The sequence below is a fragment of the Streptomyces sp. GL_148 genome, from assembly GCF_057834205.1.
In genome coordinates this window covers 5,211,439-5,226,243 of sequence record NZ_CM174396.1, presented here as the reverse complement: position 1 = coordinate 5,226,243, position 14,805 = coordinate 5,211,439, and the positions used below count along the sequence as shown (strand labels likewise).

8 protein-coding genes are annotated in these 14,805 nt (G+C 67.3%); 1 reads left to right on the top strand and 7 read right to left on the bottom strand.

Annotated features, from left to right (window positions below; genetic code table 11):
- The gene (gene rpsL, locus AC3IYI_RS24195) at positions 1-372 is read right to left on the bottom strand and encodes a 30S ribosomal protein S12 (RefSeq protein ID WP_007265893.1); all 372 of its coding nucleotides are present in this window, start codon (positions 370-372) and stop codon (positions 1-3) included.
- A 662-nt stretch (positions 373-1,034) separates the two neighbouring features.
- On the opposite strand from rpsL, the gene AC3IYI_RS24190 reads away from it, so the two are divergent.
- Complete coding sequence (locus AC3IYI_RS24190; protein WP_489405734.1) at positions 1,035-3,506, top strand: YfhO family protein; 2,472 nt, start codon at positions 1,035-1,037, stop codon at positions 3,504-3,506.
- A 110-nt stretch (positions 3,507-3,616) separates the two neighbouring features.
- Here the strand turns inward: AC3IYI_RS24190 and AC3IYI_RS24185 are convergent, their stop codons facing one another.
- The 6 genes from AC3IYI_RS24185 to rplA all read right to left on the bottom strand — a co-directional run bounded on the left by AC3IYI_RS24185 (position 3,617) and on the right by rplA (position 14,761).
- Entirely contained in the window at positions 3,617-7,516 is a 3,900-nt protein-coding gene (locus tag AC3IYI_RS24185; protein WP_489405733.1) for a DNA-directed RNA polymerase subunit beta', read from the bottom strand.
- 97 nt (positions 7,517-7,613) lie between these two features.
- Positions 7,614-11,096: a DNA-directed RNA polymerase subunit beta gene (gene rpoB, locus AC3IYI_RS24180; RefSeq protein ID WP_489405732.1), complete on the bottom strand. Its 3,483-nt coding sequence runs from the start codon at positions 11,094-11,096 to the stop codon at positions 7,614-7,616.
- A gap of 588 nt (positions 11,097-11,684) precedes the next feature.
- Positions 11,685-12,065, bottom strand: a complete 381-nt coding sequence (gene rplL, locus AC3IYI_RS24175) for a 50S ribosomal protein L7/L12 (protein ID WP_403710270.1) — start codon at positions 12,063-12,065, stop codon at positions 11,685-11,687.
- A 110-nt stretch (positions 12,066-12,175) separates the two neighbouring features.
- Positions 12,176-12,706 (bottom strand): 50S ribosomal protein L10, encoded by a 531-nt coding sequence (gene rplJ, locus AC3IYI_RS24170; RefSeq protein WP_215023401.1) that lies wholly within the window; start codon positions 12,704-12,706, stop codon positions 12,176-12,178.
- Between the two features lie 281 nt (positions 12,707-12,987).
- Positions 12,988-13,866: an SCO4651 family lipoprotein gene (locus AC3IYI_RS24165; RefSeq protein WP_489405731.1), complete on the bottom strand. Its 879-nt coding sequence runs from the start codon at positions 13,864-13,866 to the stop codon at positions 12,988-12,990.
- Between the two features lie 166 nt (positions 13,867-14,032).
- Positions 14,033-14,761, bottom strand: coding sequence for a 50S ribosomal protein L1 (rplA, locus tag AC3IYI_RS24160; RefSeq protein ID WP_478687878.1), 729 nt, complete (start codon positions 14,759-14,761; stop codon positions 14,033-14,035).
- Positions 14,762-14,805: the final 44 nt, after the last annotated feature.

Genomic DNA, 14,805 nt, shown 5'->3' with positions numbered 1-14,805 from the left:
TTACTTCTCCTTCTTGGCGCCGTAGCGGCTGCGGGCCTGCTTGCGGTTCTTGACAGCCTGGGTGTCAAGCGCACCGCGGATGATCTTGTAACGAACACCCGGCAGGTCCTTCACACGGCCACCACGCACGAGCACGATGGAGTGCTCCTGCAGGTTGTGTCCCTCACCCGGAATGTAAGCGGTGACCTCGATGCCAGAGGTCAGACGCACACGCGCGACCTTACGCAGCGCCGAGTTCGGCTTCTTCGGGGTGGTCGTGAACACTCGCGTGCAGACGCCGCGACGCTGGGGCGAAGCCTCAAGCGCGGGGGTCTTTGTCTTCTCGACCTTGTCCTGCCGGCCCTTACGGACCAGCTGCTGGATCGTAGGCACTACTTCTCCGGTTTCTGTGTGCCGTGTAGTGAAGCTAACCTGGAACATTTGCCGACCCACGCGGTCGGGTGTGTCGGATCCGGCGGACCTCCACGCAAGCGTGGAAACGCATGAATCGCGGTGGCTGAATACGGCTCAAGTGCGGTTGATGGACACGCACAGGAGCCCAGGCACACCCCAGGCACAAGGTCTGAGCGTACCTACCGCATCCACTCCGGTCAAAACAAAAGCCCCGGACCCGGAAGCCCGAAGGGCCTCCCGGCCAGTCGCCACAAGGCCGAAGCCCGAATGCGGCCCCTGCGACGTGCGGCCGTGGTGCACATGTGCTAAGCGGAACCGCCGCCGCTCACGGCCGCACGCATCGTATCGGGGCGGTGGCCGTGGGTTCAGATGCGGAGCCGCACCCCGGCCGGCAACCGCGACCCCGGCGCTCCACCGAAAGGTGGAACCCCGGCGTCCGGAGCCGGCAAGCGCACCCTGCGCACACCCGTCCGGACCACCCCTGCCGACAGCCGCCCCCACCGCCCGCCCAGGTCCACGCGTCCGGCGTCCCCGGCCCCGCCCCGCCGTCCGCCGCCCTGGACCGGAGCCGCTGCGCGACACCATGGACGCCGGATCCGACGTACCACCAGCCGGACAGTCGACCAGCAGGGAGCACACCCTTGGGGATCTTGGCCGTCGAGCCCGCGACGCAGAGCAGTCCGCCCCCCGATCAGGACCGGCCCCGGCCCCCATCGCGCCGCACCACCCGCTTCTACGGCCCGCTCCTCGCGTTCCTCACGGCCTCGGGCGCCTTCTGCGCGTCCTGGGCGGCCCGGGGCACCTTCCCCTTCGGCGACACCGGCCGGGCCGTCAACGACCAGGCCAACCAGTACGTCCCCTTCCACCGGGCCCTGTGGGACCTCGTGCACGGCCGGGCCGCCGGAGACCTCCTCTTCACCTGGCGCGGCGGCTTCGGCCAGCAGTTCCTGTCCGACTACCACACCTACCTCGGCAACCCCTTCTCCTGGCTGGCCGTCCTGGTCCCCCGCGCCCACGTGGACCTCGCCGTCTTCGCGGTCACCCCGGTCACGATGGGCACCGCCGCCGCCCTGATGGCCGTCTACCTCGGCAGGCTCCACCCCGGCCCCTGGTGGCAGCGGGGCGTGCTGGGAGCCGTCTACGGGCTGTGCGGCTGGGCGCTCAGCGACGCCTCGTACATCCCGATGTGGATGTGGGGCCTGGTCGCGCTCCCGCTCCTGGGCATCGCCGTCGAGTGGTGCCTGGAGCAGCGCCGCTGGCCGGGCGTGGCCCTGCTGGTCGCGCTCGCCTGGTTCGGGAACTTCTACACCGCGATGATGGCGACGATGGCCGCCTGCGTGCTGCTCGCCGTCCGCCTGATCGTCCTCGACCTGACCGGAGCCCAGCGGCTGCGCGCCGTGTGGCGGGCCGGTACGGGCGCCGCGACGGGCATCCTGCTCACGCTCCCCCTGCTCCTGCCCGCCTTCCTCTCCAGCGGGGCCGCCCAGCCGACCAGGGCGGCCGCCTTCGATCCCGTCCGGCTCGAGGTCTTCCTGACGGGCATGCTCCCCGGCACCCACCTGTGGGGCGGCCGGCCCCGGCTGTACGTGGCCTCGCTCGGCCTGATCCTGGCCGGGTCCTTCCTCCTCAACGCGGCGATCACGCGCAGGACCCGCCTGGCATGGACGGCGGCGGCCCTGCTCGTCGTCCTCTCCTTCCAGTTCCCGCCCACCCAGTACGCATGGCACGGGCTGGCGGTACCGAACGGCAACCCGTACCGCGAGGCCTTCGTGTTCAGCGGCATGGTGGTGGTCATCGCCTGGCTGTCCCTGGCCAACCGGCCGCGCCCGCTGCACCTGGCTCTGACGGCGGCCCTGCTGGTCGCCGCCACCTTCGTGCTGCGCCACACCGACGACTTCGGCGGCGCCACCTGGCCGGCCGTCCTGGGCGGCGGCGCGGTGTCGCTCCTCGCACTGGTCCTGCTCACGCTGGGCGAGAAGCACCGCGTACTGGTCCCCGTGGCCGCGGTCCTCATGGTCGGCGTCGTCTTCGCCGAATCCACCGCCGCCGCGGCCGGCGCGGACGCCCGCCGCGCCCGCGAACGCTGGGCGAAGCCGATCGCCACCTCCAGCCGGTCGATCACGAACCACTTCGACGCCGTCCGCTCGGTCGACGGCTGGCCCGCGTACCGCACCGACCCGGGCGGCCCGCAGACCTCGTACAACGACGCACTGGCGCTCCGGGCACAGGGCCCGCAGTACTACAGCAGTTACCTCCCCGAGGCCACCTACAAGGCCCTGGAGCCCCTCGGGTACGGCTACACGAACGACGGCCGCACCTTCTTCGGCGCCGACAATCCCGTCCTGGACGCGATCTTCTCGATCGGCGCCCGCGCCGAACCGGGCCCGGAGAAGAACGGCTGGACGGCCCGTACGTTTCCCACCCCGCCCCTGGTCACCGTCCGCAGCGCCCCGTACGCCTCCCCCAACCCCCCGGCCAGCGTCTACGCCCACCAGGAGCAGGTCCTCGGCGCCACCGTCTACCGGGTCCCGCCCGTCGCCCGCGGCGGCACCGCCGCGAAACAGCGGTACACCGCCCGGTGCGCCCCCGGCTCCGAAGCCTTCTGGTACTCGCCCCGGCTGTACGGAACCCTCTCCTTCGCCGGCACCACGACGCCCCTGGAGGACCGGACGGCCGGGGTCCGCCGCCTCGGCGGGGTCCCCGCCTCCGGCCGGGTCGACGTCACCGTGCGCACCCGTACCCGGGGCGCCTCCGCCGGCGCCCACCCCGTCGGCTGCCTGGACCGGGCCGCGCTCGCCACGACCGTCGGCCGCCTCACGGTCACGGGCGCCACCCACGTCAGCGCGGGCGGCCACAGCATCGAGGCCACCCTCCCCAGGGGGGCCTCCGGCACGGCCGTCTTCGCGATGACCGCCGTCCCCGGCTGGCGGTGCTCGGCGCCGGTGAAGAGCTTCCACGGCCTGGTCTCCCTGGACATCCCCCGGGGCACCACCAAGGTCTCCTGCACCTTCCACCCCAAGGGCCTCACCCCCGGCCTGGCCGGGGCCACCCTGAGCCTCCTGGCCGTGGCCTCGGTCAGCATGGCGGGCCTGCGCCGCCGCCGACGGACCTGATCTACGCCGGGCCTGATCCACACTGGAGCTGATCGAAAGCGTGAAGAAGCCCCCCGCCTCTCCTCTCGGAGCGACGGGGGGCTTCTTCGTACTACCTACTGCTCACGAACTCAGCCGTTGTACGGGCCGTAGTCGTAGTCCTCCAGCGGGACAGCCTGGCCGGAGCCGGTGCCGAAGGGCGAGTAGTCGATGTCGTCGTAGCCGACGGCCGAGTACATCGCGGCCTTGGCTTCCTCGGTCGGCTCGACCCGGATGTTGCGGTAGCGGGCGAGGCCCGTACCGGCCGGGATGAGCTTACCGATGATGACGTTCTCCTTGAGGCCGATCAGGGAGTCGGACTTGGCGTTGATCGCCGCGTCCGTCAGAACCCTGGTCGTCTCCTGGAAGGACGCCGCCGACAGCCAGGACTCGGTCGCGAGCGAGGCCTTGGTGATACCCATCAGCTGCGGACGGCCGGAGGCGGGGTGACCGCCCTCGGTGACCACACGACGGTTCTCGGTCTCGAACTTCGACCGCTCGACGAGCTCGCCCGGCAGGAGCTCCGCGTCGCCGGACTCGATGATCGTCACGCGGCGCAGCATCTGCCGGATGATGATCTCGATGTGCTTGTCGTGGATCGACACGCCCTGCGAGTTGTAGACCTTCTGGACTTCGCCGACCAGGTGGACCTGGACCGCACGCTGGCCGAGGATGCGCAGCACGTCGTGCGGGTTGGTGGCACCCATGGTCAGCTTCTGGCCGACCTCGACGTGGTCGCCCTCGCCGACGATGACCTTGGCGCGCTTGGAGATCGGGAAGGCCGTCTCCTCGCTGCCGTCGTCCGGCGTGATGACGATCTTCTTCGTCTTCTCGGTCTCCTCGATCCGCACGCGGCCGGCGGCCTCGGAGATCGGGGCGACACCCTTCGGGGTACGGGCCTCGAAGAGCTCGACGACACGCGGCAGACCCTGCGTGATGTCGTCACCGGCCACACCACCGGTGTGGAAGGTACGCATCGTCAGCTGGGTACCGGGCTCACCGATGGACTGGGCGGCGATGATGCCGACCGCCTCACCGATGTCGACCAGCTTGCCGGTGGCGAGCGAGCGTCCGTAGCAGAAGGCACAGGTGCCGACCGCGGACTCACAGGTCAGGACCGAGCGGGTCTTGACCTCCTCGACGCCGTTGGCGACCAGGGCGTCGATGAGCACGTCACCGAGGTCGACGTTGGCCGGCGCGATGACCTTGCCGTCGATGACGACGTCCTCGGCCAGCATGCGGGCGTAGATCGAGGTCTCGACGTCGTCGGCCTTGCGCAGCGCGCCGTCCTCGCCGCGAACGGCGATCTTCAGCTTCAGGCCGCGCTCGGTGCCGCAGTCTTCCTCGCGGATGATGACGTCCTGCGAGACGTCCACCAGACGACGGGTGAGGTAACCCGAGTCGGCGGTACGCAGGGCGGTGTCCGCCAGACCCTTACGGGCACCGTGCGTGGAGATGAAGTACTCCAGAACGGTGAGGCCCTCACGGAAGGACGCCTTGATCGGACGCGGGATGGTCTCGTTCTTCGCGTTCGACACCAGACCACGCATACCGGCGATCTGTCGCATCTGCATCATGTTTCCTCGGGCACCCGAGTCAACCATCATGAAGATGGGGTTCGTCTTGGGGAAGTTCGCGTTCATCGCCTCGGCAACCTCGTTGGTCGCCTTGGTCCAGATCGCGATGAGCTCCTGCGTGCGCTCGTCCTTGGTGATCAGACCGCGCTCGTACTGCTTCTGGACCTTCTCGTCCAGCTCCTCGTAGCCCTTGACGATGGCCTTCTTGGCCTCGGGCACGACGACGTCGGAGATGGCCACGGTGACGCCCGAACGGGTCGCCCAGTGGAAGCCGGCCGCCTTCAGGTTGTCGAGCGTCGCCGCCACGATCACCTTGGGGTAGCGCTCCGCCAGGTCGTTGACGATCTCGGAGAGCTGCTTCTTGCCCACCGAGTAGTCGACGAACGGGTAGTCCTCGGGCAGCAGCTCGTTGAAGAGCGCACGGCCCAGGGTGGTACGCAGACGGAACTGGTCGCCCTGCTGGAACTCCTGCTCGCCCTCTTCGGCGACCGGCGGCACCCAGCCACGCGGCGGGATGGTGCCCACCGGGAAGCGGATGTCGACGGCCGACTGGAGCGCCAGCTCACCGTTGTCGAACGCCATGGTCGCCTCGGCGGTCGAGCCGAACGCACGGCCCTCGCCCTTGACGTCACGGAGCTCGCCGTCGGTGGTGAGGAAGAACAGACCCAGCACCATGTCCTGGGTCGGCATGGTGACGGGACGACCGTCTGCCGGCTTCAGGATGTTGTTCGAGGACAGCATCAGGATGCGGGCCTCGGCCTGCGCCTCTGCCGAAAGCGGCAGGTGCACGGCCATCTGGTCACCGTCGAAGTCCGCGTTGAACGCGGTGCAGACGAGCGGGTGGATCTGGATGGCCTTGCCTTCGACCAGCTGGGGCTCGAAGGCCTGGATGCCGAGGCGGTGCAGCGTGGGCGCACGGTTCAGCAGAACCGGGTGCTCGGCGATGACCTCTTCGAGCACGTCGTAGACGACCGTGCGGCCGCGCTCGACCATGCGCTTCGCCGACTTGATGTTCTGCGCGTGGTTCAGGTCGACCAGGCGCTTCATCACGAACGGCTTGAAGAGCTCCAGCGCCATGGCCTTGGGCAGACCACACTGGTGCAGCTTCAGCTGCGGGCCGACGACGATCACGGAACGCGCGGAGTAGTCCACGCGCTTGCCGAGGAGGTTCTGACGGAATCGACCCTGCTTGCCCTTCAGCATGTCGCTGAGGGACTTCAGGGGACGGTTACCGGGACCGGTGACCGGACGGCCACGACGACCGTTGTCGAAGAGGGCGTCGACGGCCTCCTGAAGCATGCGCTTCTCGTTGTTCACGATGATCTCGGGGGCACCGAGGTCCAGGAGGCGCTTCAGACGGTTGTTGCGGTTGATCACGCGGCGGTACAGGTCGTTCAGGTCGGAGGTCGCGAAGCGGCCACCGTCCAGCTGCACCATCGGACGCAGGTCCGGCGGGATCACCGGCACGCAGTCCAGAACCATGCCCTTGGGCTTGTTGCTGGTCTGCAGGAACGCGGAGACGACCTTGAGGCGCTTGAGCGCACGGGTCTTCTTCTGGCCCTTGCCGGTACGGATGATCTCGCGGAGGCGCTCGGCCTCTTCGTCGAGGTCGAAGGACTCCAGACGCTTCTGGAGCGCCGCGGCGCCCATGCAGCCGTCGAAGTACGTACCGAAGCGGTCGCGCAGCTCGCGGTAGAGCAGCTCGTCGCCCTCGAGGTCCTGGACCTTGAGGTTCTTGAAGCGGGCCCACACCTCGTCGAGGCGGTCGATCTCGCGCTGGGCGCGGTCACGGAGCTGCTTCATCTCGCGCTCGGCACCTTCGCGCACCTTGCGGCGTACGTCGGCCTTGGCGCCCTCGGCCTCGAGCTCGGCCAGGTCGGTCTCGAGCTTCTTGGCACGGCCTTCGAGGTCCGAGTCGCGTCGGTTCTCGATCTGCTGGCGCTCGACGGAGACGTGCGCCTCCAGGGACGGGAGGTCGCGGGTGCGGCGCTCGTCGTCCACGAACGTGATCATGTACGCGGCGAAGTAGATGACCTTTTCGAGGTCCTTCGGCGCGAGGTCCAGCAGGTATCCGAGGCGCGACGGGACGCCCTTGAAGTACCAGATGTGGGTGACGGGAGCGGCAAGCTCGATGTGGCCCATCCGCTCGCGACGCACCTTGGCGCGCGTGACTTCGACGCCACAACGCTCACAGATGATGCCCTTGAAGCGGACACGCTTGTACTTACCGCAGTAGCACTCCCAGTCCCGGGTCGGACCGAAGATCTTCTCGCAGAAGAGTCCGTCCTTCTCGGGCTTGAGGGTGCGGTAGTTGATGGTCTCCGGCTTCTTGACCTCGCCGTGGGACCAGGTTCGGATGTCGTCCGCGGTGGCAAGGCCGATCCGCAGCTCGTCGAAGAAGTTGACGTCGAGCACTGTGCGTCAATCCCTCTTTCGGGGTCGAGTCTCAATCATGGTCTGAACGGTCCCGGGGATGACGGGGGGCTCTTGAGCGAGCCCCCCGCCAGGCCCGTCAGACCTCTTCGACGCTGCTCGGCTCACGCCGGGACAGGTCGATACCGAGCTCCTCCGCCGCGCGGAAGACGTCCTCGTCGGTGTCGCGCATCTCGATGGACATGCCGTCCGAGGACAGCACCTCCACGTTGAGGCAGAGCGACTGCATTTCCTTGATGAGCACCTTGAAGGACTCGGGAATGCCCGGCTCGGGGATGTTCTCGCCCTTGACGATGGCCTCGTAGACCTTCACGCGGCCGGTCACGTCATCGGACTTGATGGTCAGCAGCTCCTGGAGGGCGTAAGCGGCGCCATAAGCCTCAAGCGCCCACACCTCCATCTCACCGAAGCGCTGGCCACCGAACTGCGCCTTACCACCCAGCGGCTGCTGCGTGATCATCGAGTACGGACCGGTCGACCGAGCGTGGAGCTTGTCATCGACCAGGTGGTGGAGCTTCAGGATGTACATGTAGCCGATCGAGACCGGCTCCGGGAACGGCTCGCCGGAGCGGCCGTCGAACAGGTGCGCCTTGCCGGTCGGGAGGACCAGACGGTCCCCGTCGCGGTTCGGGATGGTGTGCTCGAACAGGCCGGAGATCTCGTCCTCACGGGCACCGTCGAACACCGGGGTGGCGACGTTGGTGCCGGGCTCGACGCGGTCGGCGCCGATGGCCTTCAGTCGCTCGGCCCACTCCTCGCCGAGACCGGAGACGTCCCAGCCGCGGCTGGCAAGCCAGCCGAGGTGGATCTCCAGGACCTGTCCCGGGTTCATTCGGGACGGGACACCCAGCGGGTTCAGGATGATGTCGACCGGCGTGCCGTCCTCAAGGAAGGGCATGTCCTCGATCGGAAGGATCTTGGAGATGACACCCTTGTTGCCGTGGCGGCCGGCGAGCTTGTCACCGTCGGTGATCTTGCGCTTCTGGGCGACGTAGACGCGGACCAGCTGGTTCACGCCCGGGGGAAGCTCGTCGCCCTCCTCGCGGTCGAAGACGCGGACACCGATGACCTTGCCGATCTCACCGTGAGGAACCTTGAGCGAGGTGTCACGCACCTCGCGGGCCTTCTCACCGAAGATCGCGCGGAGCAGGCGCTCTTCCGGGGTCAGCTCGGTCTCGCCCTTGGGCGTGACCTTGCCGACCAGGATGTCGCCGGCGACTACGTCCGCACCGATGCGGATGATGCCGCGCTCGTCGAGGTCCGCCAGGACCTCCTCGGAGACGTTCGGGATGTCCCGGGTGATCTCCTCGGGGCCCAGCTTGGTGTCACGGGCGTCGACCTCGTGCTCCTCGATGTGAATCGAGGAGAGGACGTCGTCCTGTACGAGGCGCTGCGACAGGATGATCGCGTCCTCGTAGTTGTGACCTTCCCAGGGCATGAACGCGACGAGCAGGTTCTTGCCGAGGGCCATTTCGCCCTCTTCGGTCGCAGGACCGTCGGCGAGGACCTGGGACTCGATGATCCGGTCACCCTCGTTGACGATGACCTTCTGGTTGACCGAGGTGCCCTGGTTCGAGCGGGAGAACTTGGCGACGCGGTACGTGGTGTACGTGCCGTCGTCGTTGGCGACGGTGATGTAGTCGGCCGAGACCTCCTGGACGACACCGTCCTTCTCCGCACGGATCGAGTCACCGGCGTCGACCGCACAGCGGTACTCCATGCCGGTGCCGACGAGCGGCGCTTCCGCCTTGATGAGCGGAACGGCCTGGCGCATCATGTTCGCGCCCATGAGGGCACGGTTGGCGTCGTCGTGCTCGAGGAAGGGGATCATCGCGGTCGCGACGGACACCATCTGGCGCGGGGAGACGTCCATGTAGTCGACGTCGTCGCCGGCGATGTAGTCGATCTCGCCGCCACGACGGCGAACCAGGACGCGGTTCTCCGTGAAGCGCATGTCGTCGGACAGGCCGGCGTTGGCCTGGGCGATGACGAAGCGGTCTTCCTCGTCGGCCGTCAGGTAGTCGACCTCGTCGGTGACGACACCGTCGATGACCTTGCGGTACGGGGTCTCGACGAAACCGAACGCGTTGACGCGGCCGTAGGACGCGAGCGAGCCGATCAGACCGATGTTCGGGCCTTCAGGGGTCTCGATCGGGCACATGCGGCCGTAGTGCGACGGGTGAACGTCTCGGACCTCGAAGCCGGCCCGCTCACGGGACAGACCACCCGGGCCAAGCGCCGACAGACGGCGCTTGTGGGTGAGACCCGACAGCGGGTTGTTCTGGTCCATGAACTGCGACAGCTGGCTGGTGCCGAAGAACTCCTTGATGGAGGCGACGACCGGCCGGATGTTGATCAGGGTCTGCGGCGTGATCGCCTCGACGTCCTGGGTCGTCATCCGCTCGCGGACGACGCGCTCCATACGAGCCAGACCCGTACGGACCTGGTTCTGGATGAGCTCGCCGACGTTGCGCAGACGACGGTTGCCGAAGTGGTCGATGTCGTCGGTCTCGACGACGATCGAACGACCCGACTCACCGACGGTCTCGGTCTCACCGGCGTGCAGCTTGACCAGGTACTTGATGGTCGCGATGACGTCGTCGGTGGTGAGCACGCCGGCGTCCAGCGGCTCGTCCGCGCCGAGCTTCTTGTTCACCTTGTAGCGGCCGACCTTCGCGAGGTCGTAGCGCTTCGGGTTGAAGTAGAGGTTCTCGAGCAGCGTCTGAGCGGCCTCGCGGGTCGGCGGTTCGCCCGGACGCAGCTTGCGGTAGATGTCGAGCAGCGCGTCGTCCTGGCCCTGGGTGTGGTCCTTCTCCAGGGTGGCGCGCATGGACTCGTACTCGCCGAACTCCTCGAGGATCTGCTCGGTGGTCCAGCCGAGAGCCTTCAGGAGGACGGTGACGGACTGCTTGCGCTTGCGGTCGATGCGAACACCGACCATGTCGCGCTTGTCGATCTCCATCTCGAGCCAGGCACCCCGGGAAGGGATGATCTTGGCGGCGAAGATGTCCTTGTCGGACGTCTTGTCGATGGAGGAGTCGAAGTAGACACCGGGGGAACGGACGAGCTGCGACACGACGACACGCTCGGTGCCGTTGATGACGAAGGTGCCCTTGTTGGTCATGAGCGGGAAATCGCCCATGAAGACCGTCTGAGACTTGATCTCTCCGGTCTCGTTGTTCGTGAACTCGGCCGTGACGAAAAGCGGCGCCGCGAACGTGAAGTCGCGGTCCTTGCACTCGTCGACGGAGTTCTTCGCCGGCTCGAAACGGTGGTCGCGGAACGTCAGCGACATCGACCCGGAGAAGTCCTCGATCGGCGAGATCTCCTCGAAGATCTCTTCCAGACCGGACTTGGTGGGAACGTCCTGTCCGCTCTCAAGCGCCGACTCGACGCGAGACTTCCAGGCGGCGTTGCCGAGCAGCCAGTCAAAGCTCTCGGTCTGCAGCGCCAGGAGGTTCGGAACCTCGAGGGGCTCCTTGATCTTTGCAAAGGAGATGCGCAGCGGGGCAGTGCTGGCACCGGTGTTCGTATTGGTCGAGGCGTTGCGCGAGGCGGCCAAGAGGGGGTCCTTCCGAGGGCTCGGACTCACTACGCGCGTACCGGTCCCAGCTGACACAGAAGACAAGCGCCCCCCATCTGGTCAAAGGACCAGCTCAGGGCCGTTCAATCAAGTGTGCTCATGCGTGGGCATGCCCCTGGCGACGGGCAGGGGGCAGCTAACAGGCAGCGCAAAGGGTCAGTGTAGCCACTAGGCTCACTGATGTCCAGACCAGGTTTCCGGAAACCGGCAACAGGCCTTCCCCATGTCGTTTAAACAACCGTGCGTCCCGCTCGGCTCCGCATACAGAGCGCGTAACAGTACTGCCCTCTTCGTAGTCGATCCATGCCCGATGCGGACCCGATCCATGCCTCGGATCTCGGATCGGGCCTGCCGATCTCACGACGGATCTGAGAATTGCGCGCCGCGTCCCGTTCGTCAAGGCCCCCTGCTCCGAGCGGATCATCGAAGGACCCTGCCGCAGAGCAACGAAGATCACCCTACTCCCCAACGAGACAGGGGCAAGTCAGGCACTCCGGGTACGCCAAAGGGCGACCACCCTTACGGGTGATCGCCCTTGGTTGAGGCCTCAGAGAGGCCTCAGAGGTGTTACTTGACCTCGACGGACGCGCCGGCGGCCTTGAGGGTCTCGGCGGCCTTGTCAGCGGCCTCCTTGGCGACCTTCTCGAGGACGGGCTTCGGAGCGCCGTCGACGAGGTCCTTGGCCTCCTTCAGGCCGAGGGAGGTCAGCTCGCGGACGACCTTGATGACCTGGATCTTCTTGTCACCGGCGGCGGTGAGGATGACGTCGAACTCGTCCTGCTCCTCGACGGCCTCAGCGGCGGCCGGGGCACCCGGACCGGCAACGGCGACGGCCGCAGCGGCGGTGACGTCGAACTTCTCCTCGAACGCCTTCACGAACTCGGAGAGCTCGATGAGCGTGAGCTCCTCGAACTGAGCGAGCAGGTCTTCCTGAGAGAGCTTCGCCATGATGGGCGATCCTTCCACTAAATCGGCAGGTGCCGGATGTATATAGAGGCGGGCGTAACGGCCCGCTTTGACCCACGCACTAGGCGGCGTGGATCAGTGCGCGAGCCGAATTACTCGGCACCGCCCTGCTCGGCGAGCTTGACGCGAAGCGCTTCCGCAGTGCGGACGAACTTCGACGGCAGCGCCTGGAAGAGCGAGGCAGCCTGAGACTGCTTGCCCTTGAACGCGCCGGCCAGCTTGCTGAGCAGAACCTCGCGGGACTCGAGGTCCGCAAGCTTCTTGATCTCATCGGCGGTGAGCGCCTTACCATCAAGGACACCCGCCTTGATGATGAGGTTCGGGTTTTCCTTGGCGAAGTCACGCAGGCTCTTCGCCGACTCCACCGGGTCACCGGTGATGAAGGCGACCGCGGTGGGACCAGCGAAGTGCTCGTCCAGCGCGGTGATCCCGGCCTGGTTGGCCGCAATCTTGGTCAGCGTGTTCTTCACCACGGCGTACTGGGCGTTCTCACCGAGAGAGCGACGCAGCGTCTTGAGCTGCGCGACGGTGAGACCCCGGTACTCGGTCAGCACGGCGGCGTTCGAGTCGCGGAACTGGTCCGTGAGCTCGGCTACCGCGGCAGCCTTGTTGGGCGTCGGCATAGTGCGTCGGCCTCCTTCCGGGTGATGAGGACCGCTCAGAAGGGGCATAAATACGAAACGCCCCGGCGCAGGCGCCAGGGCGTAGCTCAACCGGAACGAGTCCGGGAACTTTCCTTGAACACCTGCGCAGGACGTCCGCAGTTAGCGGATCCTTCGGCCACCGCCCCCTTGCAGGCACGGCAACGACCAGCGGTCTTTGGCTTCTCCGGAAGAGTACGTGACCGGTGCCGCGCAGAGCAAATCGGTCACCCGGCGACCCCGCGCGGCCTTGAAACGCCAGGTCAGCCCTGCTCCCGCCCGGCGCCCTTCATCATCTCGGCGAGGTCCATGACCTGGTCGGCGGGCGGCGCGGCCACCTCGACCGGCTGGTTGTAGTCCAGGAACTTGATGGTCGTGTCCACCGGACCCTTGGCCGCGTCACCACGGGTGCGGACCTGCTTGGTGTGGTCCGACTCGTCGATCCACATGTCCAGGGTGAGGCTCTTGACGCCCTGCGCCTCCAGAGCCGTGACGGACTGCTCCTGACGCTTCTTGGCCTCCGGGGTCGCGGAGGCCAGCGCGGCCCGCAGGTCGTCGAGGGTGACCGTGCCGCTGAGGTGCTTGGTCTTCACCCCGTCGATGCTCTCCTCGCCTACGAACTTCAGGTCCTTGGCCTTGAGGAGCTCACCCGCCCGGTCACCGGGGTTCTCGCCGGTCCTGTTGGCCGTGCCGCCGGCGCTGTTCAGCTTCTTCGTCAAGGCCGGGTCCAGGCTCTTCGTGTCGAACTTGATCCACTTGCCCTCGGCGCCGATGAACATCGCCTCGTCGACGAGCCGGATCTCGGCCGCCTGGCCGCCCTCGCCCGAGGTGGTCATCTTCATCGACATGGCCACCGACGGCTTGAGCCGCATGGAGACGTCGCCGGAGAACCGCTCGCCCTCCGCGGTACCCGTCATCGAGTAGCGCAGGGAGGTGATCTCCTGCGACTTGGCCTTGACCTTCTCCAGGTAGGCGGCCGGGACCACCTCCACGGCGCCCTTCCCGGCGCCCTGGGCGGCCGCAGCCTTCCCCGTGCCGTCCTTCTGCCCGCTCTCGCACGCCGTGGCCCCACCCACGAGCAGTACGGCGGCCAGCGCGGCCCCAGCGGTCTTCGTACGGTTGCCATTGCGGTACGCGAACAAGAGTCCCCACCCCTGATGTGATCGTTTGATGTGATCCGACCCTACGGGGAAGGCCCCCGATCACTTCGCCATTTTCCGCGCGAAACGCAGAACGGGCCCTCCTCCCCCGTGAAGGGAGAGAAGGGCCCGTTCGGGCAACTCAGGCGAGCCGTCAGGCCCGGCTCAGTCAGACCGCGGCCGGGTCTTCCTCGACGAGGAGGTTCCGGGTGCGGTTGGAGTCCAGCAGGATGCCGGGGCCCATCGTGGTGCTGAGGGCGGCCTTCTTGATGTAGCGGCCCTTCGCGGCGGACGGCTTCAGACGAAGGATCTCGTCCAGGGCCGCGCCGTAGTTCTCGACCAGCTGCTCATCGGAGAAGGAGACCTTGCCGATGATGAAGTGCAGGTTCGAGTGCTTGTCGACGCGGAACTCGATCTTGCCACCCTTGATCTCGGTGACAGCCTTCGCGACGTCCATCGTGACGGTGCCGGTCTTCGGGTTCGGCATCAGGCCACGGGGACCGAGCACGCGGCCGAGGCGGCCGACCTTGCCCATGAGGTCCGGCGTGGCGACAACGGCGTCGAACTCGTTGAGGCGGTTGCCCTTGGCGATCTCGTTGATGAGCTCGTCGTCGCCGACAATGTCGGCGCCGGCGGCTTCCGCGGCCGCAGCACGGTCACCGGTCGCGAAGACCAGGACCCGGGCGGTCTTGCCGGTGCCGTGCGGGAGGTTCACGGTGCCGCGGACCATCTGGTCGGCCTTGCGCGGGTCTACACCCAGGCGGAAGGCGACCTCGACGGTGCTGTCGAACTTCGTCGCGGAGGTCTCCTTGGCGACACGGACGGCCTCGAGCGGGGCGTACAGCTTGTCCCGGTCGACCTTGGCGTCCGCAGCGCGGAGAGTCTTGCTGCGCTTCACTTCTGCTCCTGTGTTGTGATCAGGCATGGAGTCGTGGTGCGGAC